18 protein-coding genes are annotated in these 22,016 nt (G+C 60.1%); 2 read left to right on the top strand and 16 right to left on the bottom strand.

The window, feature by feature from the left end:
• Positions 1–23: 23 nt before the first annotated feature.
• The 4 genes from VIL88_RS18015 to VIL88_RS18005 all read right to left on the bottom strand — a co-directional run bounded on the left by VIL88_RS18015 (position 24) and on the right by VIL88_RS18005 (position 5,266).
• On the bottom strand, positions 24–3,575 hold the full coding sequence (locus tag VIL88_RS18015; RefSeq protein ID WP_331991002.1) for an autotransporter outer membrane beta-barrel domain-containing protein: 3,552 nt from the start codon (positions 3,573–3,575) through the stop codon (positions 24–26).
• A 538-nt stretch (positions 3,576–4,113) separates the two neighbouring features.
• Positions 4,114–4,641 (bottom strand): LysR substrate-binding domain-containing protein, encoded by a 528-nt coding sequence (locus VIL88_RS18145; protein ID WP_414650169.1) that lies wholly within the window; start codon positions 4,639–4,641, stop codon positions 4,114–4,116.
• Positions 4,641–5,009: a LysR family transcriptional regulator gene (locus tag VIL88_RS18010; protein WP_331991001.1), complete on the bottom strand. Its 369-nt coding sequence runs from the start codon at positions 5,007–5,009 to the stop codon at positions 4,641–4,643. Before VIL88_RS18010 ends, VIL88_RS18145 begins: the two co-directional genes overlap by 1 nt.
• A 113-nt stretch (positions 5,010–5,122) precedes the next feature.
• Complete coding sequence (locus tag VIL88_RS18005) at positions 5,123–5,266, bottom strand: hypothetical protein (protein WP_331991000.1); 144 nt, start codon at positions 5,264–5,266, stop codon at positions 5,123–5,125.
• 158 nt (positions 5,267–5,424) lie between these two features.
• Here VIL88_RS18005 and VIL88_RS18000 point away from each other — a divergent pair, with 158 nt between their 5' ends.
• Entirely contained in the window at positions 5,425–5,799 is a 375-nt protein-coding gene (locus VIL88_RS18000; RefSeq protein WP_331990999.1) for a GFA family protein, read from the top strand.
• 262 nt (positions 5,800–6,061) lie between these two features.
• Here VIL88_RS18000 and VIL88_RS17995 read toward each other — a convergent pair whose 3' ends face one another.
• The 12 genes from VIL88_RS17995 to VIL88_RS17940 form a co-directional block, all read right to left on the bottom strand.
• Complete coding sequence (locus VIL88_RS17995) at positions 6,062–7,060, bottom strand: ABC transporter ATP-binding protein (RefSeq protein WP_331990998.1); 999 nt, start codon at positions 7,058–7,060, stop codon at positions 6,062–6,064.
• A complete protein-coding gene (locus VIL88_RS17990; RefSeq protein WP_331990997.1) occupies positions 7,053–8,435 on the bottom strand; it encodes a hypothetical protein in 1,383 nt (460 codons plus the stop codon). Before VIL88_RS17990 ends, VIL88_RS17995 begins: the two co-directional genes overlap by 8 nt.
• Positions 8,428–9,759, bottom strand: coding sequence for a glycoside hydrolase family 32 protein (locus VIL88_RS17985; protein WP_331990996.1), 1,332 nt, complete (start codon positions 9,757–9,759; stop codon positions 8,428–8,430). The genes VIL88_RS17990 and VIL88_RS17985 overlap by 8 nt, the downstream gene beginning before the upstream one ends.
• A 12-nt stretch (positions 9,760–9,771) precedes the next feature.
• Complete coding sequence (locus VIL88_RS17980; RefSeq protein WP_331990995.1) at positions 9,772–10,614, bottom strand: carbohydrate ABC transporter permease; 843 nt, start codon at positions 10,612–10,614, stop codon at positions 9,772–9,774.
• Positions 10,611–11,498 (bottom strand): sugar ABC transporter permease, encoded by an 888-nt coding sequence (locus tag VIL88_RS17975; RefSeq protein WP_331990994.1) that lies wholly within the window; start codon positions 11,496–11,498, stop codon positions 10,611–10,613. The genes VIL88_RS17980 and VIL88_RS17975 overlap by 4 nt, the downstream gene beginning before the upstream one ends.
• A 115-nt stretch (positions 11,499–11,613) precedes the next feature.
• Entirely contained in the window at positions 11,614–12,891 is a 1,278-nt protein-coding gene (locus VIL88_RS17970; RefSeq protein WP_331990993.1) for a sugar ABC transporter substrate-binding protein, read from the bottom strand.
• Between the two features lie 97 nt (positions 12,892–12,988).
• Complete coding sequence (locus VIL88_RS17965) at positions 12,989–13,978, bottom strand: LacI family DNA-binding transcriptional regulator (protein WP_331990992.1); 990 nt, start codon at positions 13,976–13,978, stop codon at positions 12,989–12,991.
• A gap of 136 nt (positions 13,979–14,114) precedes the next feature.
• Entirely contained in the window at positions 14,115–15,053 is a 939-nt protein-coding gene (locus VIL88_RS17960) for a carbohydrate kinase (RefSeq protein WP_331990991.1), read from the bottom strand.
• A gap of 47 nt (positions 15,054–15,100) precedes the next feature.
• Positions 15,101–17,509, bottom strand: a complete 2,409-nt coding sequence (locus VIL88_RS17955) for a methyl-accepting chemotaxis protein (RefSeq protein ID WP_331990990.1) — start codon at positions 17,507–17,509, stop codon at positions 15,101–15,103.
• A 155-nt stretch (positions 17,510–17,664) separates the two neighbouring features.
• Complete coding sequence (locus VIL88_RS17950; protein ID WP_331990989.1) at positions 17,665–18,444, bottom strand: ATP-binding cassette domain-containing protein; 780 nt, start codon at positions 18,442–18,444, stop codon at positions 17,665–17,667.
• Complete coding sequence (locus VIL88_RS17945; protein ID WP_414650168.1) at positions 18,444–19,547, bottom strand: ABC transporter permease; 1,104 nt, start codon at positions 19,545–19,547, stop codon at positions 18,444–18,446. The genes VIL88_RS17950 and VIL88_RS17945 overlap by 1 nt, the downstream gene beginning before the upstream one ends.
• Positions 19,548–19,573: 26 nt before the next feature.
• Positions 19,574–20,587: a sugar ABC transporter substrate-binding protein gene (locus VIL88_RS17940; RefSeq protein ID WP_331990988.1), complete on the bottom strand. Its 1,014-nt coding sequence runs from the start codon at positions 20,585–20,587 to the stop codon at positions 19,574–19,576.
• A gap of 173 nt (positions 20,588–20,760) precedes the next feature.
• On the opposite strand from VIL88_RS17940, the gene VIL88_RS17935 reads away from it, so the two are divergent.
• Entirely contained in the window at positions 20,761–22,005 is a 1,245-nt protein-coding gene (locus VIL88_RS17935) for an ROK family transcriptional regulator (protein ID WP_331990987.1), read from the top strand.
• The last annotated feature ends 11 nt before the right edge of the window (positions 22,006–22,016 follow it).

Raw genomic sequence — 22,016 nt, 5'->3', positions numbered from 1 at the left:
GTCTAATCCGACCGCCACGGAGGTTAGAACTTGAGGGTAAGACTGGCCTTGACCGCCTGCTGCTGCACGTCGGCACCGAATTGTCCGTCATATCGAACGCCCAGGTCGAGGGCGTCGGTCAGTTGCAGATCGAGACCCGCCTCCAAGACGGCGGCGCCAGCGCGTGCGGATCCTCCAGTGACGGTGAAGGATGGGCCGCCGTCGAAGGCATGGCTTGCCGTAGTCGGAATAGACCCGATGGGCTGGCGCCAGCCGAGGCCACCGCTTGCCTTGGCCTCGACATTGCCTAGGGTGAAGCTGTGTTCGCCCCTCAATCCCAAAGTGAGGGTCGTAAGCGCCGCATAGGCACTTTCGCCGTTCAGGGCCGCCGCTCCACCTGCTTCGTCATAGCTGCCGGAGAATAGGCTGGTATGGGCCAGATTGACATAGGGCTCGACAATGAGGCCGCTGTCGAAAGTGAAGCGATGGCCGACCTCGCCGAAGGCCCTCAACGCCGCGCCTGAGCGACTGCCGCTCAGATGGTCCGCGAGGCCAGGGATGATGACATCACGCTCAACGGTCGTTTGATTGACCCCGACGCTGCTGCCGAACTTCATGCTTGTATTGCCAACTAGGCCACCGCCATAGAGGCCTGCTTCGAAGTTGTCGACACGGGCAGTGCTAGCACGATCGGGTGCCGAGACGTGACTCTGCCCTATTCCGCCCATGGCACCAAAGATCCAGTTGCCGTTAAAGACCCTGTCTGCCCCGACGAAGAAGTTGCCGGCGCTGAACCCTGCGTCCGCAGCGTTGCCATCACCCCGCACGATGCCGCTCCTGGCTTGGCCCGAGGTCCAGATGCTGGTTTCAGGTTCGTTGAGAGACGGGGCGTCGAGCCGTGAAAAACCGGACTGCAGTTGATCGGCGATTATCTCAGTCGTTGCCTGTTGCGCCTCCAGCACCGCATTCTGGCTGGTGGCATAGATTTCTCCGGATAACTGGTCGAATGCGTGCTGCGCATCGGCAAGATTATAGGTGAGTACCCGGTCATAAAGATCCGTACCCGCACCACCCGCCTCAATAGCCGCGGCAGTGGCTCGCTGATTGGGCGTGGCGCCGGCGCTGGCAAAACCATCTGCGTTGCGGGTCAGGACGAGCCGGGCATTGTTATCGTCGTAGTCAAGAGCGGCAGTGAGGAACGCCAGGTCTTCGACGACACCGTCAAACGAGCCCTCAATGCCTCCTTCTGCCCTCAAGAAGGTATAGACGGTACCATCGGCGTAGTCCCCACCGCTGGCGAGCACCTGCACATCGCCGTCGAGGAAAGCAGTCCCATCAACTTCGACGAGGCCGTTGTTGCCTTCCGCGTCCACAGCGAGTTTGAAGATGGCGCCATCGGCCATGGCCAAGTCGTTCCAGATGCGCAGGGTGTCAAATCCCCTCGCCCCGATTGTGCCGGCGACCTCCGCAGAAGCCACGGATCCCGAACCCGTCAATTCGCCTCCTGCGGCAACATCAACATCACGGACGATGCCGTTGACCTCCAGAACACCGTCACGCACCTCCGTGCCCCCGGTATAGTCATTCTCACCACTGTTCAGGACGAGACGACCGGCGTCAGTCTTGATCAAACGACCTTCGCCCGACAGCGCGTTGTTTATCGTGGCGACGTATCCTGCGCCCGCACTGGTGCCATCGCCGACGCGGAACAGCCTTTCTCCCTGACCGAGCTGGATGTAGCTTCCACCCAACACATAGCCATCGGTTGCAAACTGGATTCCGGTGACCCCGGTACCTTCCGCTTCGACTGTCACTTCCCCTGCCTCGCCGTCGAAGACAACAAAGCCTGGAGCAGGGTTCAAAGGGCCATTGCTGCTGCCGTCCGCAGTCGTAAAGGTTTCGGCGTCGCCCCAGGAGCCATCGCCGCCATCAATTCGGCCATTGTTCCACTTGGAAGAGTCCCCACCATCCCAGAAGGTCACGCCGCCTTGAGCATCGGCGCTGGAAATAATATTGACTTGGCCGTCTAGCAGTTGCAACTCGAGGTCATCGGCGCTTACGCCTTCGGGCAGGTCACCGAACTCTGCTTCCTGGTTGAACAGGGTGCCACCGTAAGTCATCAAGCGGTAGACGCCGGGGCCGAACCCGCCGGCATCAGTAATCTCGATAGTCCCATCGAGCTCGACGCTGCCCAGGACATGAAACAGCGGCGCGTTGTCGGCCAAGCCGAAACTGGCAGAAAGAACGCCACCGCTATTCATCACTAGACGGTCAAGGGTCAGCGTCTGGCCGGAAATGCCAATTAACTTGCCACCTCGGTTTAGGCTGACATAGCCGATATGACCGCTACCGCCCAACTCTCCGCCGGAGATGATAGCGGTGGCATTGGAGAAATCCCCGTCAATCTCGAAACGACCAGTGCTCGTGACAAGCGAGCCGTCGAAATCAGAATTGGCACCAGTCAGGTACAAGGTGCCTGCTCCGCCCAGGAGCAACCGAGAATTCTCACCGCCTAAGAATTTGCCGCCAAATGTAGTGCTGCTGTCCTGTAAGGAGGTCAACCGGCGCCCACTTAAGTCAAGCGTACCGGCGTTGTAGGACGATCCACCGTCTGTAAGGCCACCAATTTCCTGGTCAGCCAAGATTTTCAAGGTGCCGCCCTCCTCGACTGCATACAGAGAGGCGTTGGAAAATGCATTGAGGGCACCACCGGTGAGCGTTCCACCATGAACATAGGTCCGGGCAGAGTAGTCCGACTTTCCGGTAAGAATCAGCTCTCCAGCTTGATGAGAAAAGCGTCCGCCAGCTCCGGCCCCGGTTATGTCACCAGAGAGTGTTGCCACTCCCGTCGCATCGATCCCGTTTCCACCGCTACCAGCGGCCAAAACGATGTCGTTTGAGATTGTGACTCCATCGCCAAGTTCTAGGCTACCAGCACCGCCAAAATGGATTACGCCGCTACCGAAGGCGCCGCTGTTCAGCGCATAGATCTTAGCGGAGTACGAAGACCCACCAACAAGGTTGGCGCCGATGTAGGTGTCGCCCAGGTATGAATTGACAGCCAAAAGCCTCAAAGTGCCGGAGTCTAGTCGCAATGCGCCAGCTCCGCTGATCTCACCGGTGTAGTCAGTCGAACTAACTGAGGTCACACTGCCCGTTCCTTCGAGCACAAGATCATTGGTGACCGTGGTCGAGCGGCCATAGGACATCACAAGCCGGCTTGCGTTGCGCAGGGTGATAGAACCCGTTCCCAAGGCGGAGCCATGATGCATCGAGACAGTGCCCTCCTCGATGATCGTTCCCCCCGTGAAGGTGTTGTTGCCGCTGATACTGAGGACACCGGCGCCTTGTTTTACGATGCCACCGGAACCCGATATCAATCCCGATTGGAAGGCATTGCCGGCAGAGACCAGGGCATATTCCTCATCGAGAAAGATCGGCGTAGACCGGATCTCCCCATTGGCATAGGTGATCGTCCCCGCCTTCGCAGGCACCAGAATCAGAATGGTGGCGAGGGATGCTCCCAGCAACAGGGCAGCGCGATGGCGGTTGCGCTTTACGCGCGATGCCTGGCCAAAAAGGCGGGTCGTGGGCATATAGGAACTCCAGTCTCAGCCAGCAGGCAAAGCCGTGCCGACAACGGACGCACAGGCATCCGCAGTGGGGAATGTTGAAAACGGATTAGGGCTGCGCAGGTCCGTCGGACCCCAGCAGCAGTGTCGGCGCGCTCGTTGGAGCGGCCGTGAGGCTGATGCGCTTCAGCCTCGCCTCAGCGTATAGCCGCTGCCGTGCAGCAGCAGGAGGGACGATTAGTTACAGTTTTTCGCCTATTGGGGCGTCGCGCTACCGACACGAACCGTAGGGCGCGTTCTGGATCGTAAGCAAGACCTCTTGCTAATCAGAAGCACCGCAGTTCAGCAGCTTGCGGCCCAGGCCTAGACGTATACTTCGCCGCAGCCGGGATTCCCCATGGAGTCGCAGCACGTGCTCTTCGGAGCATGGACATCGATCTGCAAACTTTCTCTTGTCGAGTACCAGCTCGCGAATAGTTTGGCTTTGAAGTCCGAACGGCAGAAATGGGGTCGATCTCGCCGACCTCTTTGGGGAGCCTCCCTGCATAGCAGGCAAGTAGTGTTAGACTACCTTGGCAGATGCTTGCGCAACTTGCTCAACCAGCCATGAGCAGAAAGTTGCCTCGGCCTTGCTGAGCTTCTCGAACTTTCGGGCCAGTAGCCAGTATGCCCCGTCCGTTACTTCATGTTGGAACGGCGCGATCAAGGCTCCACTTTCGAGCAGCTCCCCGGCGACTATGCGGCTGCCAAGAGCCATGCCCTGACCACTGGTAGCTCCTTGTAGGGCAACAGCGCTATTCGAGAATGTCGGTCCTCTCCAGGTCGCAACCGATATACCGGCTGACACTATCCACTCCGACCAGCTGTCAGTGTTCTCATCGTGGAGCATTGGAACATTACCTGACCAGGCGCGAGGGTCGGTTGATTGCACCGCAGAATCGTCCTTGACCATTGGAGTTAATCGGACGTCCAGAAGATGACGTGCCTCTGATCGCGGCCAAACGCTTTGTGAGCGGCTATGCCGGATGGCAAGGTGGACGGTTTCTCCATCGAGCTCCGCTAGCGCAGAGCTGACATCCAGATTGACCACTATGCCAGGGTAAGCGGCAGAGACGCTGCGAGCCGCGGTACCAGGAACAATGTGGCGAATGTCGGCTCCACGCTGACCGTGAACTCCTGCGCCCGCTGCCCCAGCCGCGTCTCGTTCAACGCTGTATCAATGATGTCGAAGCTCTTGGTGACTTGCGCCAGGAGACGCGCGCCCGTTTTTGTTAGATGGACGGCGCGGTGTTGACGAAGGAACAGCGGCTCACCTAGCGTTGCCTCTAGGTCCCGCACCTGCCGGCTTATAGCCGCCTCTGACACCCCTAGCTCTCCCGCTGCCACGCGGAAACTCTCATGCCGTCCAGCAGCTTCGAAGGCTCTCAGAGCAGTTAAAGGAAGTCGGCTGCGGCGCAAAGGACAACCTCAAGTTGTACAAGCCAACTTTATAGTCGTTTGAAGCTGCTCCACAACGGCTCCTATTGTTGCTCATCGACAAAAAGGAGAGTGCTATGTCTAGGCTTCTTGACCTAGGGTGGGCCATTGTTTCCGAGTTGGAGCAGCGCTACGAAATGGCTTGCTTGCTCGACCGCCTCCGGAAAGATGAGCGTATCCTCGACGACATTGGCTTCACCTACGACTGGCTCGCCAAAGAAGTCAGGCAGGGACAGCACGATCGGAGCCCAATTCGCAAGGCTCTGCATAGGCGTCGCAAGGCTGAGCCAGCGCCGGTAGGGAGAGCAGCACATGACTTGCGGTGACATCTCGGCATCATTGACTGGCGGCTGCCAATGCGGCGGGGTTCAATTTTCATGTGGGCTGCCGCCCGACAATGTTCACGTCCGCCAGTGCCGTATGTGTCAAAAAGGCACGCGGAGGCCCTTTTGCTGTGATCTGCTCAGTCCTCAAGACTGCGTTTACGATCACACGTGGTGAGATCTCCTGGTTCCATAGCTCGGATCTGGCGCGACGGGGCTTTTGCCGGGATTGTGGCACGCCGATGATCTTCGACGATTCGGAGCATCTGGATTGCTTGTGGGCTGCTTTGATGACCCAGGTGCCGTTCCTCCGGTTGTTCAGTACGGCAGCGAAAGCAAAGTCAGGTGGATCGCAAGCCTCACGTCATTGTCCAGCGATGCTCCAACATACGCCGTTGATCCAAATGGATACCTTCCACGGATCGGGCCTCCAACCGTCAGCATCCTGATTATGACACCCATGTCTGGCCACCAAAGGAATGGCAGCGTTCAAGCGGTGGCTGACCACCTTCGAACGGCAGAAAAGGGGTCGAGTGCAGACCTTCTGCTTCTGGAGCAATGAGTTCAGAACCCGCCAATGACACCGCACAAGGACGGTTCGCGGGCGGGAACAGTGCTGGATTGGAGCGCCCACCATTGTAGTGGTCGAGCCGAAACCAGTGCCACAACCAAAACTTTGGCCCTGTCCAACCTTCCCTTCACCGCTTGACGTCAGGCAGTCTGCCTGCGGCCCTCAACGAACACGTGAAGATGGGACGGGTCGAAGCCCATCCGAACGAGATCGCCAGGAGCATGCACGCTCTCGCCTTCGACCTTGGCCGTGACCGGGCCAACGCCATCTAGTTCGGCATGGATCAAGGTTTCGGATCCCAGATGCTCCACGTGCCTGATGGTCCCGCCCCACCGACCATCGTGCTTGATGCGCAGGTGCTCCGGACGAATGCCGACCATTTCGCCCCCTAGGGAGGCAGCGGCGTCGCCGCTGATCAGGTTCATCTTCGGCGAGCCAAGGAAGGCTGCGACGAATGGCGTCGCTGGCTCACGATAGAGTTCCATGGGAGAGCCCGCCTGTTCGATGCGACCGGCGTTCAGAACGACGATCCTATCCGCCATTGTCATGGCCTCGACTTGATCGTGCGTCACGTAGATCATGGTGGCTCCAAGCCTCCGGTGCAGCTCGGCCAGTTCCACGCGCATCTGCGCTCGCAATGCCGCATCCAAGTTCGAGAGCGGTTCGTCGAAGAGGAACACCCGCGGCTTGCGGACGATAGCTCGGCCGATGGCGACGCGCTGGCGCTGACCGCCCGACAGCTGACGAGGTCTGCGCTCGATAAGTGGCGTGAGCTGCAAAGTAGCGGCGGCTTCGCCTACCCTTTCAACGATCTCCTCACGCGGCATGCCCGAGAGTCGCAGACCGAAGCCTATGTTCTCTTCCACGGTCATATGAGGATAGAGGGCATAGGACTGGAAGACCATCGCCACCCCGCGCTGGGAGGGATCCACATGAGTCACATCGTCTCCGCCGATGGCAACCACGCCGTGGGATACGTCCTCAAGGCCAGCGATCATCCGCAGCAGGGTAGACTTGCCGCAGCCGGAAGGTCCAACGAGAACCGTGAACGATCCATCTTGGATGGTCAGGTCCAAAGGAGGGATGACCTCTACCCCACCATAGCGCTTCCCAACCGATGCAAGGACGACATCAGCCATTTTGCCCCTCCCGAGCTAGATCGGAGCGGCGCTTGCTGACCACTCCCGAGACTTCTTTGAAACCGCTCTCGGCGAAGAGAGACATTTGGGTGCGTCCGACGCGGTAGTAGCGGAAGCTCAAAGCTCTGAAGTCGTTGATGTAGAGGATGCCCAATCCGGCTTCTGGGTCCACGACGATATCGATCGTAAAGCGGCCATCGGGATCGATGGGAAAGGAAACGCTCGGGCCGTCCGTTCCATCCTCGTTGTATCGAAAGGCAGCCCTTCCGGTCGAAGGGTCGATGATGATCGAGCTGGACCGCGCGGCACCCTCGTGCTGAAAGCGGATACCGAATGCACCACCCTCCGCCGGCGCCACTTCTGCCCATGCTCGAACGGCATGGCGGGCATCGCCAAGCGACAGGTCGCTCGGTGAGGGCGACGCAACGGCGGTATCGAACTGCGAAGCGATCTGAGCAGGCAGAGCTACGGCGAGTTCGCCATCGGCCGTCCGGCGCAAGGCATGGACGATCAGGTCTCCGCCCCACACGAAGTCCATTGCATCCTTTCGGTGGCTCTTGTGAGCGATCCGTCCGAAGAGAAGCCGGTCGTCGCCCTGCCCTGCCGACTTGCCTGCGTAATAGGCGGAGCCATCCAGCGCATCGTGGAGGCCATATTCGTACGGCCCTTGGCTGTCGGCCGCATGCAGATATCGCACCTGCCGAACCGACGCACGCTGGTCCGAATAGAGGAGGAACCAGTCGCCTCCTTCGGGAAATAGATCGGGGACTTCCAAGTTGAGGGGCGACTGCTCGGTGTACAGAGGTTGCGCTGGAGACCAGTGGGCGAGGTCCCGGGATGTGTACAATCCGATGGCAGCGGCTCCGAAATGCCGCGTGGTGAGCAGCATCCACCAGCGCTCCGCGTCGGCGTTCCAGAACACGAACGGATCCCGAAAATCCATCGTGTCGTAAATGGGAGCGCCTGAGAACGCTGCGCCTGGCGCCTTTGTCCACGGGCCAGTGAGCTCGGGAGCGATTGCTGTCATCGTCACTTCTTTGGGCTGTGCTTCGGGGCGATGGCCCGTATGGAACAGCCTATAACCACCTTCTGGATCCGAAACGACGCTTCCGCTGCCCGTCCAGTGATCGGCATCTTCGGGTTCACCGACCGGAATGGCTTCGACAGGAGGGGACCACGTCAGAAGATCGTTCGTCCGAGTGACGTACCAGGGGTGACGACCTTTGTTCTGCAGATAGAAGACGGAATAGGTGCCATACTCGAAGTACGGGTTCGGATCGCCTACTCCTAAGCGTTCGTGCGGGAAATAGATCGGGGCCGCTGCCACGGGCAGAGCTGCCGCTGCCGCCGCGATGATGCTGAACGCCCTAAGCATGCTGAAGCGCCCTCTGGCGCTTGTGGACCGGCGGGGCCTGCACATCTACGGGGAAGTGCAGGTTGGTCACCCAGATCAGACCATCGTTCAGGCACAGCTCCGCCAAGCCACGATCCAAGAACAGGCTCCCTCTGAGCGCTCCGCCTTGCGGCCATTCGAATTCCACCGAGTAGTCGTGCGCGAAGTGGTCCATGCCAGCGACGGATCCACGCCGGGTCCTTATTGTACCCTTCTCAGAGGAGTCTCGGCATACGACGAAGTGGGGTTCCTCCTCCCCGAAGAGGGTGATCGTCAGTTCCTCCCCTTCGTCCAAGCTCTCCACGAAGTCATGGATGCTGAGCCCTGGTCGCTCGTCCTTCGTCAGAGCCTCTCGCACGAAACGAGGCACCCGTGCCGCCACCCGCAACCCTTTTCGGGTCTCCACGAGAGACAGCTCCCTTGGAAGCGACATGGACCCGCGGAACTCATGCGTGGGCGTCTGCCTGGCATAGGCCCAGTTGCTGGCCCAAGCCAGGGCTACAGGGCTCTCGGTCCCGCCCCTCTCGAAGAAGGTCTGAGCCGCGTAGTAGTCCCGACCATAGTCGAGCCAGAGCTCCAGGGCTGCGTCGTTCCGGTTCGAGAACCTCGTGCCGTCGAAGTCGCCAACGAAGTACTGCGTGCCTGATCCGTGTGCGTATCCTCCGGGATTGAGCCCAGCGATCAAGATCCACATGGTTCGGCCGTCGGGTGCCTTCAGAGGGACGATGTCTGGGCACTCCCAGGGGCCATCGCTGTGCCGTCCATGTCCTTCCCCGAAACTGGAAACGTGCTTCCACGAGCGCAGATCCCTGGATACGTGGAAGGCTATCGACTGACCCTCCGTCACGAGCATCACCCACTGTGCACTATCGGAGTGCCAGATCACCTTGGGATCTCGGAAAGCGATGCGCCCAGGATTGGGCACCACCGGATTGCTCGGTTCGGAGGTGAACCATGCCAGGTTCCGATCAGCGTGCACGAGGCATTGCACCTGATGATCCTGACCCTCCGGGGTATGGTTGTGAGCGGTGTAGAACAGCTTGATCTCGCCATCTCCCGTCTCGACCGCGCTTCCCGAGAAGCAGGTGCCGAGCTCTGTGGGAGAGAGTGCGACGCGCTTCTCGCTCCAATGCACCAGATCTAGGCTGGTGGCGTGGCCCCAGTGCATGGGTCCGTTTGTGACGCTCTTGGGATCGTGCTGGAAGAACAGGTGCCAGACGCCGTCCACGCGGATCAGGCCGTTCGGATCGTTCATCCAGCCGGCCCTCGGGGCGAAGTGGGCATAGGGTCGGTAAATGTCGGTCATTTGGAACTCGAGTTAGCCTTTGATGCCCGAACTCATCACCGAGGCGATGAACTGGCGCTGCAGGATGAGGAAGAAGGCGATCACAGGCACTGCCATGCACACGGCAAAGGCCATGATGTTCCCCCAAGATGTTTGGTTGGTGCCGAAATAGGCCGACATGGCCACGGACAGCGGCCGGTATTCGGGGCCGCGGGTGACCATCACCGGCCACAGGTATGAGTTCCATATCTCGAGGAACTGCAGCACCGCGATCGCGGAAATGATCGGCTTGGACAACGGCATGGCTACGTGCCGGTATATCTGGAAGAACGAGAAGCCATCGATGCGGGCGGCCTCCATGAGTTCCTTCGGCAGTCGCGAGAAGAACTGGAAGAACAGGAAGATGGACATGGCGTTCGCTACGCCCGGCACGATCTGCACCTGATAGCTGTCGACCTGCCCCGCCCAGCTGGCCATCATCAGCTGCGGGAGCACGAGGCTCTCCGCTGGCACGGCCAGCGTGGCGAGAATGAGCACCATCACCGGGCGTCGGATCGGAAGCGATCCTTGTGCAAGCACGAAGGCAGCCATCGAGTTCACGACGATGGAAAGCACCAAGGTCGAGAAGGTGATCAAGGCCGTATTGGTCAGATAGCGGGGGAATGGATGAACAGGGTCGGTCCAGACCTGAACGTAGTTCTCGAATGAGATGACCTGAGGAATGAAGGAGCTGATCGACCCCATGGACACCATGATGCCCTGCTCATTGGGATTGAGACTGATCGTGACCATCATGAGGAGAGGCAGAAGCACGCTTGCGGCGATCACCAGCGCGAAGAGGGTCGGCAGGGCGGCGATTTTTGGACGCGGGTTCATTCTTCGCCCTCGTTCTTGAGTACTTTCCTCTGGAGAAGGGCGATGGCCGACACGCCCAAGAAGAACACCACGGCGATCGCCGACGCATAGCCGACCTTCTGCGTCGCATAGCCTTGGCTGAAAAGGTAATGGATGATCGTGTTCGTCGCGCCGTTGGGACCGCCATTGGTCAGGATGTCGACCTGCGTGAACAGTTTCAGGGCTCCGACGGTGGTGATGATCAACAAGAAGATGTTCACGTTGCGAAGCCCGGGCCAGGTGATGTGGCGAAACCGCTGCCAAGCGTTCGCCCCGTCCAATTTTGCTGCCTCGTAGAGGTCATGAGGGATCTCCTGAAGGCCAGCGAGGTAGATCAACATCTGGTAGGGGAAGGTGGCCCAGGCCGAGAGCGCGACAATGGAGAGCAGCGCGGTTGAAGGATTGCCGAGGAAGTTGATGTAGCTGTCCGCCCCTGCGAACCACTGGTAGACCGCATTGAACGGCCCGGCCGGGATGCGGAACAGCACCGCCCAAATCGCAACGATGACGGTCATCGGCAACAGGAGCGGCAGGATGGCCACGGCTCGGAAGAAGCTGCGCAACGGAATTGCCGAGTTGAGGACCAGAGCACCGCCCAAAGACATTCCTAATTGCACGGGTGTGACGATGACGGCGAAGAGGAATGTGTTCCACACCGCCTGCCAGAACAGGGGATCCGAGAACATCCGTTGATAGTTCAGCGCGCCGACGATCTTGGTTGGAACCGGTCTCGGCACCAGGCGCTGATCGGTGACCGAGAAATACATCGACAGGACGAACGGCGACACAACGAGGACGAGTATGAGGATCAGTGCGGGCAGAAGCATCGCCCATTGCTGAGCCAATCCTCTCGTTCGAATGTCCATTGTTTTTCCTCCCGCTGGTTCGTGGACTGCTTGTTCTTCGCCTCTCGCCCGTCCGTCGGCCATCGAGGTTAGCGTTCCTCCCGCCGTAGCGGGAGGAACTTCGGCTGGGAGGCCTTCAGTTGCCGCCGAACGGCGGATATCCATCGTTGTCGGCGATGTCCTGATCGATCAGCTGAGCGGCACGGTCGAGCTCCGCCTTGACGTCGACGTCGCCGGAGAGAACGTTGGTGACGGCGTTGCCCCAAGCGCTGCTGATCACCGGGTAAGCGGGGTGAACGGGCCGAACGATGGAGCAGCACTGCGCTACTTCCGCGAAGATCGCTCCGGCGCCGCCATCCTTGTACGTCTCGGAGAGGGAGAACGCCGACGTTCGAGACGGAACGTAGCCGGTGGTGTCCGCATACTTGGCCACCTGCTCGCTCGACATCGCGTAGTCGAGGAAGAGCTTGATGTCGGCCAGGTTCGTGGAGGATGCCGGCACGCCCCATCCCCAGCCGCCGTTGGCGGAGACGGAGCCCACCTCACCGAACTTCGGCGGGGGAATGAGCACGAGATCATCGCCCAGCCCCTCGCGATGTGCGGGCCACATCCAATTGCCCACCCAGGCCAAGGCCGCTGATTTCTCGCCGTAGAACTTGTTGTCGCCGCCGCTTGCGGGAACGATCCAGCCGTTCTTGTTCCAATTCTGCAGCTCTGTCAGAGTCGCGACGTTCGCCTCGGAGTTGGTCGTTCCTTCGGCCGTCCAGGTCGAACGGTCGATGATGTCGCCGCCGTTCGACTGCGCGAAGGGAGCGAAGCCGTAGGTCAGCCATTCTCCCGTATAATTCATCTTGAGGTCGAGGGGCCATTCGACCTCGTCCAGCTCGGCGAGCTTGCCCAGAGCTTCGGACATCTCCTCGCGCGTCCATGCATCGGCTGTGGAGGTGGGAATGCGAACCCCCGCCTTGTCGAGGAGAGCCTTGTTGCCCCATAGGATGGTGCCGGAATCGTATGGGCTCACCATGTAGAGCTCGCCGCTCGGACCGTAGGTTCCTTGTCCCAGAACCGCTGGAAGCAGGTCGGCCGTCAAGGAAGGATCTATCAAGCCGCTGATCGGCTGGATCGTGCCGGCCCACGCCGCTGAGGCCATGTTGGGACCATCGATCATGATGATGTCCGGAAGATCGCCGGACATCGCAGCAGCTTGTATGGCCTCGTTGTAGCCTGGAATGGGAACGACATCCAGCGTAACGCCTTCGCTACCGTACTTGGCGTTGAACGTTTCCTCGAGCTGGTTGAAGTACGGCTTCTCGCTCTCGCCATCTATGACCCAGGCCGTGAGTTCCCCGGCTAGGGCATTGGCGGTCAGCGAGCAGGCGAGCAGAGCTACGCCGAGGTACAAGGTTGGCTTCATCTTAGTCTCCTCCGAAATCTAAGCGTTGTTATGACAACGTGAGACAATGCCTAGGTGCATTGTCTCACGTTGTCAATCGGCAGTTCGCTTAATGAATTTAGAAGGATTGTCTATCCACGAAGGAACCCTGGAGGCGGTGGATATCTGTCTTGGCCGAACCCTCGATCGCCAGTTCCATCGCCCTGCGGCCCATCTCGTAGTAGGGCAGTGCCATAGTCGAGAGCCCTGGCCGAAGAAGCTCTGCGATCGGATCGAGGTTGTCGAAGCTTGCCACGGCAACATCCTCCTTGACCTTGAGTCCCATCTGACCAAGCACGAAGTAGACGTCCATGGCTAGGATGTCCTGCCCGCACAGGATGAGATCCGGTTGAGCTTCTTTGCCCATGAGGACGGTGAGTATCTGATCCGCCATAAAGACGGGAGGAGCCCCTGCTGGTGACGCCACCGCGGTATGCACGTCCTCGGCGAGGTCCAGGCCGTGAGCCGCGGCGCAGTCGAGGAAGCCCCGCGCCCGGAGGCCGCTGGCGAACACATCGCTCCCCAAGTTGAGGAATGCCGGTCGCCTGTAGCCGCGTTGGAAGATGATCTCAGTCAGGTCGTATGCCATTCGGTAGTCGTCCGGCACGATGGCCGGGTGCCGGGACTCGCTGTCGAAGCAGTTCAGCAGCACATGCGGCGTGGTCGAGGAGGCAAAATCGATCGCCTGGTGGAACACTGCAGCATAGATGACGGCCTCGGCGCGAAACGCCGCCAGCTGACTCTCCGCCAGCTCTGCGCTCGAAGCGCCTCTCTCTATGTTGAACAACATCATCTGCTTGCCGCGTTCCCAGGCTACGTCCTGAGCTCCCCGCACGAGGTCGATCGAAGATGTGGTCGTGGTCACGCCATCCGCCAGGAAGCCGATGATGTTGCTCTTCTGGGATCTCATCATTCGTGCCGCCTGCGAGGGTTCGTAGCCAAGCTCGGCGATGATGCTCTCGATCCGGGCCCTGGTGGCCTGGTTGACGAGGGGATCCCTGTTGATGACTCGCGATACCGTCTTGAGAGATGTCTTCGCGCGGCGCGCGATTTCGCGTTGGGTACTCATGCTTGGCTCGCGTAGGACAATCCAAGAGAGGTCGCACGCGAAGTCGCGCGTCGCAAGCCCTGCGGTGCATCCTAGCTGCCGAAGCAAACTCCATGGCCGTGACAGGTTGCGGTCAAATGGAGCGATCCATGCCTGATCAGGCGCTCGCCAATATCGCTTCGACCTGAGACAAAGTAGGAGGGCGACATCCATGGTGGGCGCAGTTGAGACCCGCCACGACCGCAGCGAACTCGAGCATGCTCTCGAGTTCCGTCGTCTCCAGTTCTGACATCGCGCGCGGGGTCAGGGCGTCGAACCTCCTCAAAGATGCGACTACCCCGGCCATCAAGCTGTCGCCGGCACCGACCGTATCGCCGAACACCTCTGGAGCATGAACTCCAGCAGCGGCCGAAGTTGTTCGGGTGAACGCCAACGACCCCCTATGCCCAAGGGTGACCACCACGAGTTTGCAGTTCTCGTTGCGAAGGAGTTTTCGTGCATACTCCTCCGGTGGCTGCTCAGGCTCCAACCAAGCCAGATCTTCCTCCGAGAGCTTGACGAGGTTTGCCAGGCCAATCATCCGCGACAGGCGACTTCTATACCCTGTTTCGTCCTCGATGAGGCTATCGCGCACATTGATGTCGATGGAGATGGGTGCGCCGAGCGCTGCAGCGTGCTCGATCACGGGCATCCAGCTATCCGCGTCCTGCTCCGTAAGGGGAGCAAAGCCCCCGACGTGGAGAAGATCCACCTGCGGCGGCAACGCCGGGATCAATATTTTTGCGGCAGGAGGCCGATCGGCACCCCGTCGGAAAGAGTAATGCGGTTGCAGGTTCGCGTCGAACGCCACCGTAGCGGTCGTCGTCGCATCGGACGAACGTTCGCTCAGCAAAGGCTGAAGCCCTGCTTCGCCCATTGTCCGGAGCAGGACGTCGCCATACGGGTCGTCGCTGATCCGACAAAGGAAGCCGACGGGGTTGCCCAACTTGGCCAGCGCGATCCCGCAGTTGAATGGCGACCCCCCCGGCATGGCCTTGATACCCCCCGTTGCGGCCGGAACCAGATCAACGAGGCTCTCGCCTGCCACTACGATCATCTACTGCTCCTTGCTTGGGCGCCCCGGTGAAACCGCACCGGAAATGGTCAGCTCGCCTTCTTCATCGTTAGCTTGGCCTGCTCGTCTTCATGCCAGCGAGCATGCGACACGGAGAAGATACCTACGATGCCGTCGAGCTGCCCGGCCTGGGCCTCGGTCTGTGCAATGGAGGCGTTCATCTGCTCCACCAGCGCGGCATTGTGCTGCGTCGCTTCGTCCATCTCGGCCACCGCCGAGTTCACTTCATCGATGGCTTTTGCCTGTTTGCCGTTGGCCTTGGCGATCTCGTCCATGAGTTCGCTCGAGGAGCGGGCGAGCGCGACTATCGCTTGAAGCTTCTGGGAGGCCTCGGCCACGAGCTTGGCACCACCTTGGACTTCGTTGGCGCTCTGCTGAACCAGGGCCTTGATCTCGGCGGAGGCACCGGCTGCATTCTGCGCAAGGCGGCGAACCTCCACGGCGACTACCGCGAAACCTTTTCCGGCCTCACCCGCCCGCGCAGCCTCCACAGAAGCGTTCAAGGCGAGCAGGCTTGTCTGGAAGGCGATGTCGTCGATCATGCCCACGATCGCCGAGATCTTGCCGGAGGACGTTGCGATGTGCCCCATCGCTTCCGTTGCGTTGACCATGACGGCGCCACCCTGCTCCGCGGTGCGAGTGACCGTCCCTGCCACATCGCTGGCCTCGGCGGCGCGTCGGGCATTCTGGTTGACGGTCGACGAGAGCAGGCTCATCGTTGCCGAAGTCTCCTCGATCGTCGCTGCCTGCCGGGCCGTTCGGCTGGACAGATCCTCCGCTCCCGAAAGGATCTCGCCGGTTGCTGTCTTGAGGGAGTAGGAAGACTGCTTCAGGCGGAAGACGATCTCCGCGAGCTTGTCAGCTACGGCATTGGTGTCCGACTTCAAACGGGCGAAATCGCCCTTGTAGCTTCCGGTCATCCGCTTGGTGAGGTCCGCTTCGGCGAGCGAGGAAAGCACCGAAGCAGTCTCGGACAGGCCTTGCTGGACGGTGCTCACGAGCTCGTTGACCGAATCTGCAAGGGAATTCAGTTCCTGATCGGGGAAGTCGGAGTGTATGCGGCGGCTAAAATCCCCCGCTGCAGCAGCCGAGACCACGTCTCCGAACGATCGCTGGAGAGTGCGCATCATGTGTGCACGCGCTTGCTCGTCCTGAAGGATGCGAGCCGCTTCAGCCTCGGTCATGTGCTCGATGCGCCTACCGTTCTCTCTGAACACTTCGAGCGCTCTCGCCAATTCCCCAAGCTCATCGGCTCGGCCTGCGCCCGAGACATGGACCTCGAAATCGCCTTTGGCCAGTGCTGCGGTCGCCTCGGCGATTTGCACCAACGGGCGAGTGATCGTCCTGGAGAACCCAAGAACCAACAGGCCTGCCAGAGCAAGGAGCACGCCGCCAACTGCGAGCATGGCCGTCCGCATGCCAACCATCGGGGCGGAGGCCTCCTCCTGAGAAACGGCCGCAACAACGGCCCAATCGACCGCAGGGAACGGCACCGGTTCCACGGTGATTGCCATAGGCATCTCCCGATACTCGGTCGAAGTACCAGCTGCAGCCGTTCCTCCTAGTGCCTGCTGGACCACCGCATTATCGAACGTGGTCACGAAGATGTCGTCCTCCAGCGTAAATGCTGAGTCTGTGCGCAGCCGGTAGTCGTCGCCGACCAGGAACGTCTCTCCTGTCTCCCCCAACCCAGCCGTCTCCTGCATCAGCGAGGCCAGTGCTTGAACGCCTATTCGAACCGCAAGAACTCCCACTTTGGTCCCGTCGGCATCGAAGACCGGAGCCGCGAAGTATCCGGCGATCCTGTTCTCCAGAAGCGGCGAACGAACCAGATCGGTGGAATGCACCGCTCCAGCTGCATCACCTGCCAGAGCGTTCCTGAACCCAGACGCTAGTCCTGCTTCCCCGGCAGGATCGAGCAGTGTGGCGAAATCCCCCTGCTTCGCTGTGGAGTAGAGAACCGCCCCATCCAGTCCTATCAGGTAGATGTCGTCGTAGCCGCGCGCCAGCATGAGTGCCCGCAGCTCAGGGTGGATGCGGCGGTGGACGAAGTTGTAGCGCAAGAACGTTTCAGGAGAATCCAACAGGTGACGCTGGTTGGCAGGATGCGGATTCTCCGCGATGTAGCTAGACTGCAGAACGCTCGTCTTGTCGCCTGGGACGTCCTGCCAGGATGTTGCGAAGTCCTCGATGGCGGTGGCGATGCTCGGGAATGAGGCCATTGCCGCTGTGTCTCGCTCCACGCCCTTCATGTACTCGGCGACTTTGACCGCTCTATCGTGAGCGACAGCCGAGAACTGTGTAGCGATCATGCCCGCCACCGAACTGGAGCCGACTATGTAGCTCGCGGTTCCCACGCCCAAGGTCACGCAGAGCGTAGCTGCCAGACTGACGATAGGAAATTTGAAACTGACGCTTCTTCGCACTCGCAACAGCATGATTGGCCTCCCGAACCTCATGACTCCCTGCTGCAAATATCTAATTCATATTTAGTTACTAATAGGTGTCTCATGTGAGACACAAAAAGGGCGGCCGAGCGAAGGCTCGACCGCAAGTGCCTCCAGATAGGAGGGGGAGGGAGGGGTGAAGGAGGTCAAGCCGCGACGGAACCAGTTCCTGGCGGGTTCTTCGCGCCGGTCATGAACGCAACGGCGTCCGACATCGTGAAATCCTTGGGGTCTATGATGCAGAGCCGTCGACCTAGACGATGCACGTGTATGCGATCGGCGACTTCGAAAACATGAGGCATGTTGTGGCTGATGAGGATGATCGGAATGCCCCGAGCCCGGACGTCCTGAATGAGGTTCAGCACTCGGAGCGACTCCTTCACCCCAAGGGCCGCTGTGGGCTCGTCCAGGATGATCACCTTGGAGCCGAAAGCGGCCGCACGTGCCACCGCGACGCCCTGTCGCTGCCCGCCTGACAACGTCTCAACGGCTTGATTGATGTTCTGGATGGTCATGAGGCCGAGCTCGGTGAGCTTGTCGCGCGCGATCCTCTCCATCCGTGGCCTGTCGAGCTGGCGGAATAGGCTGCCCATGATTCCAGGCTTGAGCAGCTCGCGCCCCATGAACATGTTGTCGGCTATCGAGAGCGCTGGCGACATCGCCAGCGTCTGGTAAACCGTTTCGATACCTGCCAGCCGAGCGTCGATGGGGGATGAGAAGTTCACTCGGCGCCCTTCTAGGAAGATCTCGCCGCTATCTGGTGTGAGCGCACCTGAGACCGCCTTGATCAGCGACGACTTGCCAGCGCCGTTGTCGCCGATCACAGCCAGGATTTCACCGGGCATCAAATCGAAGTCGCAGTTGTCGATTGCAGTGACGCGACCGTACTTCTTGGAGAGACCTCGGGCTTTGAGAATAGGTTCCATCACGCAGAGACCTTCCTGATCCACTGATCCACGGCCACTGCCGCGATGATGAGCGCGCCGATGAGCAGGTATGTCCATTGAGCGTCCGCGCCTAGAAGCCTGAGACCCAGGGAGAAGACCCCAACGATGAGCGCTCCGAAGAGCATGCCGAGGATCGACCCTCTCCCACCGAACAAGGAGATGCCTCCGATCACGACGGCAGTGATGCTCTCTATGTTCGCCGTTTGCCCTGATGTGGGAGAGACCGAGCCGATGCGCCCGATGAGAACCCAGCCGGCAAAGGCGCAGATCAGCCCCGACAGCATGTAGACGGAGAGCAGTACACGCCGCGTGCTGACGCCTGCGAGCTCAGCTGCATCGGGATCGTCGCCCACTGCATAGACGTGCCTTCCCCATGCCGTGTGCCGGAGCACGTATGCCAGAAGTACGACCAGCAGGACGAAGAAGAACACGCCATAGGTGAACACGGCCCCGCCGAACGATACCGTTCCCCCAAAGAACTGCAGCAGCGGCGCGTTAGTCTCGATCTCCTGGGCCCGGATTGTCTCGTTGCCCGAGTAGAGGAAGTTGGTCGCCAAGGCGATCTGCCAAGTCCCCAAGGTCACGATGAAGGGCGGCAGCTTGACCCGCGCTATCAGCCAGCCATTCACGAAGCCGACCAGAGTGCCCACAGCCAAGCCCAATGCGATGGCAGCGACTGGCGGAAGCCCGTAGCGGAACGTGAACTGGCCCATAATGACAGAGCTGAGCACCATGATGGCGCCTACCGACAGATCGATCCCGGCGGTGAGGATGACCAGAGTCTGTGCCGTTCCCACAATGCCGACAATCGCTACCTGCTGCAGGATCAGGGTCAAGGCGAAGGAGGAGAAGAATTTCGGACCCAGCAGAGCTCCGAAGACGGTCACTGAGACTACGAGCACAATCAGCGGCACCAGCGACGGTGTGCCATGCAGAGCATGCTGAAGACGGGTTGCGAGATCGAGGCGGGAGTGTTCGAACACAGCCACTGCCTCTTGAGGCGCCGTCGACGCCAACTTCAATTCGGTTTCGTTAGTCAAGGCACTCCTCCTGCCAACCTCAGTCAGGTGGTGGCGACGCATCGCCACCACCCATGTCAATCGACGCCCTAGCCCCAGCAGAGCTCGGCGCCCTCTTCACTGTCGATAGATTCGACGCCTTCGACAGGCGCATCGGTCACGAGCTTGACACCGGTGTCGAAGAAGTCCTTGCCTTCAGTCGGAGCCGGCTTCTCGCCGCTGTCGGCCCACGCCTTGATCGCTTCGATGCCCAATGCCGCCATCTGCAGTGGGTACTGCTGCGAGGTCGCTCCGATGACGCCGTCCTTGACGTTTGCCACACCTGGGCAGCCGCCATCGACGGAGACGATGATGACGTCGTTCTCACGGCCAATGGACTTCAGTGCTTCGTAGGCACCGGCAGCGGCGGGTTCGTTGATGGTGTAGACGACATTGACGGTGGGATCCTTCGCGAGCAGGTTCTCCATCGCTTCGCGTCCGCCCTCTTCGCTGCCGCCGGTGACGTCATGTCCGACGATGCGCGCGTCCGACTCGTCGCCCCATTTGTTCGGGTCGCCCAGTTCGATGCCGAAGCCCTGCAGGAAACCCTGGTCGCGAAGCACGTCCACGCTCGGCTGGCTGACGGCGAGGTCAAGCAATGCAATCCGCGCGCTGGCGGCCGCTTCTCCCAGCGTGCCTGCAGCCCACTTGCCGATGAGTTCGCCGGCCAGGAAGTTGTCCGTTGCGAAGGTCGCATCGGCAGCGTCGGCAGGGGTCAAAGGCGTATCGAGCGCGATCACCAGGAGGCCTGCGTCGCGAGCCTGCTGGACGGACTGAGCAATTGCCGAAGTGTCCGACGCCGTGAGCAGAATGCCTTTCGCACCGTCGGCGATGCAGGTCTCGATCGCGGCGACCTGAGTTTCGTGGTCGCCGTCGACCTTGCCGGCATAGGACTTCAGCGCAACTCCGAGCTCATCTGCACGAGCCTGCGCACCTTCCTTCATCTTGACGAAGAAGGGGTTGGTGTCGGTCTTGGTGATGAGGCACGCGCTCACCTCTTGGGATAAGGCCCCACTTGAGAGTGCAGCGAAGCAGAGCACGGTGCTCAAAAGCAGTTTATTCATGATGGATCTCCCTTGAAAGCGACTGGGGGCGGGCTCCTCCCTTCCACCAGCAGCTAGCATGACGCCACTATCGTGCTCATACCTGTCTGCGGCGTCAATATATAAATCGCATTTATTTATTTATCACGCGGCGGCACCTTTTCGCGTCCTCAGGTCCGCTTTAAGGTGCCCACATGGATGGCAAAATCAAAGTTTTAAGCAACGGCGTGAACCAGCGCGGAGTGCGCGACTTCAACGAAAGGTTGTTGCTCACCCTTCTGCAGCGACTGGGGCCAACCCCAGGCAGCGAGCTAGCTCGCATCACGAGTTTGTCGCCGCAGACCGTCTCGATCATCCTGCGGGAAATGCAGGCCGAAGGGCTCATCGAACGCGGTGTTCCGATCAAGGGAAAAGTGGGCAAGCCGTCTATTCCGATGCACCTCGCGGATGGAGGTGTCCTCTCCATTGGATGCAAGATCGGCAGACGCAGTACCGTGCTGCTCCTGGCCGACTTCAAGGGCCGGGTGCTGCACCAGCAGCAGTTGGCCTATAAGTACCCGCTGCCCGGGCAAATATTTGACTATATTCGTTCCGGTGTCGCCGCGATCTTAGAGAAATGCTCAGAGACTGAACGTAGACGCATTTGCGGCATAGGCATCGCAGTTCCGTTCGAGCTTTGGAAGTGGAATGAACTCGTAGGCGCCCCTGCCGAGGAATTCGCCGCATGGAAGGACGTGGATTTCTCGACTGAGATAGGGAAGTTTTCAAGCCTGCCGGTGGATGTGGTTAACGATGCTACCGCTGGCTGCCAAGCCGAGCACATCTATGGTCGTGGAAAAGAATTTAGCGACTACGCCTATTTCTTCGTCGGCGCATTCATCGGCGGGGGAATCGTTCTGAACCATTCGGTTTACCAAGGGCACCAAGGGAACGCCGGTGCCCTTGGATCTTTGCGCAGCTTCGGCCCCCAAGGTGAAGCACAGCAGTTGATAGACACGGCCTCGATTCACCTGCTCGAGAAGCGGTTGATGGAGAACGGACTAGATCCGCTCGAATTATGGAAGGAGCCGCAGGACTGGGGCCGCTTCGGTCGTTTCGTTGAGCCCTGGCTAGGGCGAACCGCGCAGGAGCTTGCCAGGGCCAGCTTGTCTGTCTGCGCGGTCGTGGACTTCGAAGCCATCCTAATTGATGGAGCCTTTCCGAAGGATGTGAAGCATTCGCTGGTGGAGCGAACTCGCCGCTACCTTGCGAACCAGGACATGCGCGGTCTGATCATGCCCAGAATAGAAGCTGGGAGTGTAGGCGGCAACGCGCGCGCATTGGGCGCGGCAACGAATCCGTTCTTTGGGGGATACTTCATGAACAGCAACATCAGGCTTCAACGCTTTGCAGCCGAAATTCCGCTCGGAACCTCATCACCAAGATTTCGTGTGCTTTGACCTTCTTTTGA

The sequence above is a fragment of the Devosia sp. genome, from assembly GCF_036563435.1.
GTDB lineage: Bacteria > Pseudomonadota > Alphaproteobacteria > Rhizobiales > Devosiaceae > Devosia.
The sequence above is the reverse complement of the archived record's forward strand: the minus strand, read 5'-3'. Positions and strand labels throughout refer to the sequence as shown.

Excerpts from the sequence above, each read along its gene's own strand:
- VIL88_RS17965 (WP_331990992.1), bottom strand. The coding sequence starts at position 13,978 with ATGAGTACCCAACGCGAAATCGCGCGCCGCGCGAAGACATCTCTCAAG.
- VIL88_RS18015 (WP_331991002.1), bottom strand. The coding sequence starts at position 3,575 with ATGCCCACGACCCGCCTTTTTGGCCAGGCATCGCGCGTAAAGCGCAAC.
- VIL88_RS17960 (WP_331990991.1), bottom strand. The coding sequence starts at position 15,053 with ATGATCGTAGTGGCAGGCGAGAGCCTCGTTGATCTGGTTCCGGCCGCA.
- VIL88_RS17950 (WP_331990989.1), bottom strand. The coding sequence starts at position 18,444 with ATGGAACCTATTCTCAAAGCCCGAGGTCTCTCCAAGAAGTACGGTCGC.
- VIL88_RS17990 (WP_331990997.1), bottom strand. The coding sequence starts at position 8,435 with ATGCTTAGGGCGTTCAGCATCATCGCGGCGGCAGCGGCAGCTCTGCCC.
- VIL88_RS17955 (WP_331990990.1), bottom strand. The coding sequence starts at position 17,509 with ATGCTGTTGCGAGTGCGAAGAAGCGTCAGTTTCAAATTTCCTATCGTC.
- VIL88_RS18000 (WP_331990999.1), top strand. The coding sequence starts at position 5,425 with ATGTTCACGTCCGCCAGTGCCGTATGTGTCAAAAAGGCACGCGGAGGC.
- VIL88_RS17945 (WP_414650168.1), bottom strand. The coding sequence starts at position 19,547 with ATGCGTCGCCACCACCTGACTGAGGTTGGCAGGAGGAGTGCCTTGACT.
- VIL88_RS17940 (WP_331990988.1), bottom strand. The coding sequence starts at position 20,587 with ATGAATAAACTGCTTTTGAGCACCGTGCTCTGCTTCGCTGCACTCTCA.
- VIL88_RS17975 (WP_331990994.1), bottom strand. The coding sequence starts at position 11,498 with ATGGACATTCGAACGAGAGGATTGGCTCAGCAATGGGCGATGCTTCTG.
- VIL88_RS17980 (WP_331990995.1), bottom strand. The coding sequence starts at position 10,614 with ATGAACCCGCGTCCAAAAATCGCCGCCCTGCCGACCCTCTTCGCGCTG.
- VIL88_RS17970 (WP_331990993.1), bottom strand. The coding sequence starts at position 12,891 with ATGAAGCCAACCTTGTACCTCGGCGTAGCTCTGCTCGCCTGCTCGCTG.
- VIL88_RS17935 (WP_331990987.1), top strand. The coding sequence starts at position 20,761 with ATGGATGGCAAAATCAAAGTTTTAAGCAACGGCGTGAACCAGCGCGGA.
- VIL88_RS17985 (WP_331990996.1), bottom strand. The coding sequence starts at position 9,759 with ATGACCGACATTTACCGACCCTATGCCCACTTCGCCCCGAGGGCCGGC.
- VIL88_RS17995 (WP_331990998.1), bottom strand. The coding sequence starts at position 7,060 with ATGGCTGATGTCGTCCTTGCATCGGTTGGGAAGCGCTATGGTGGGGTA.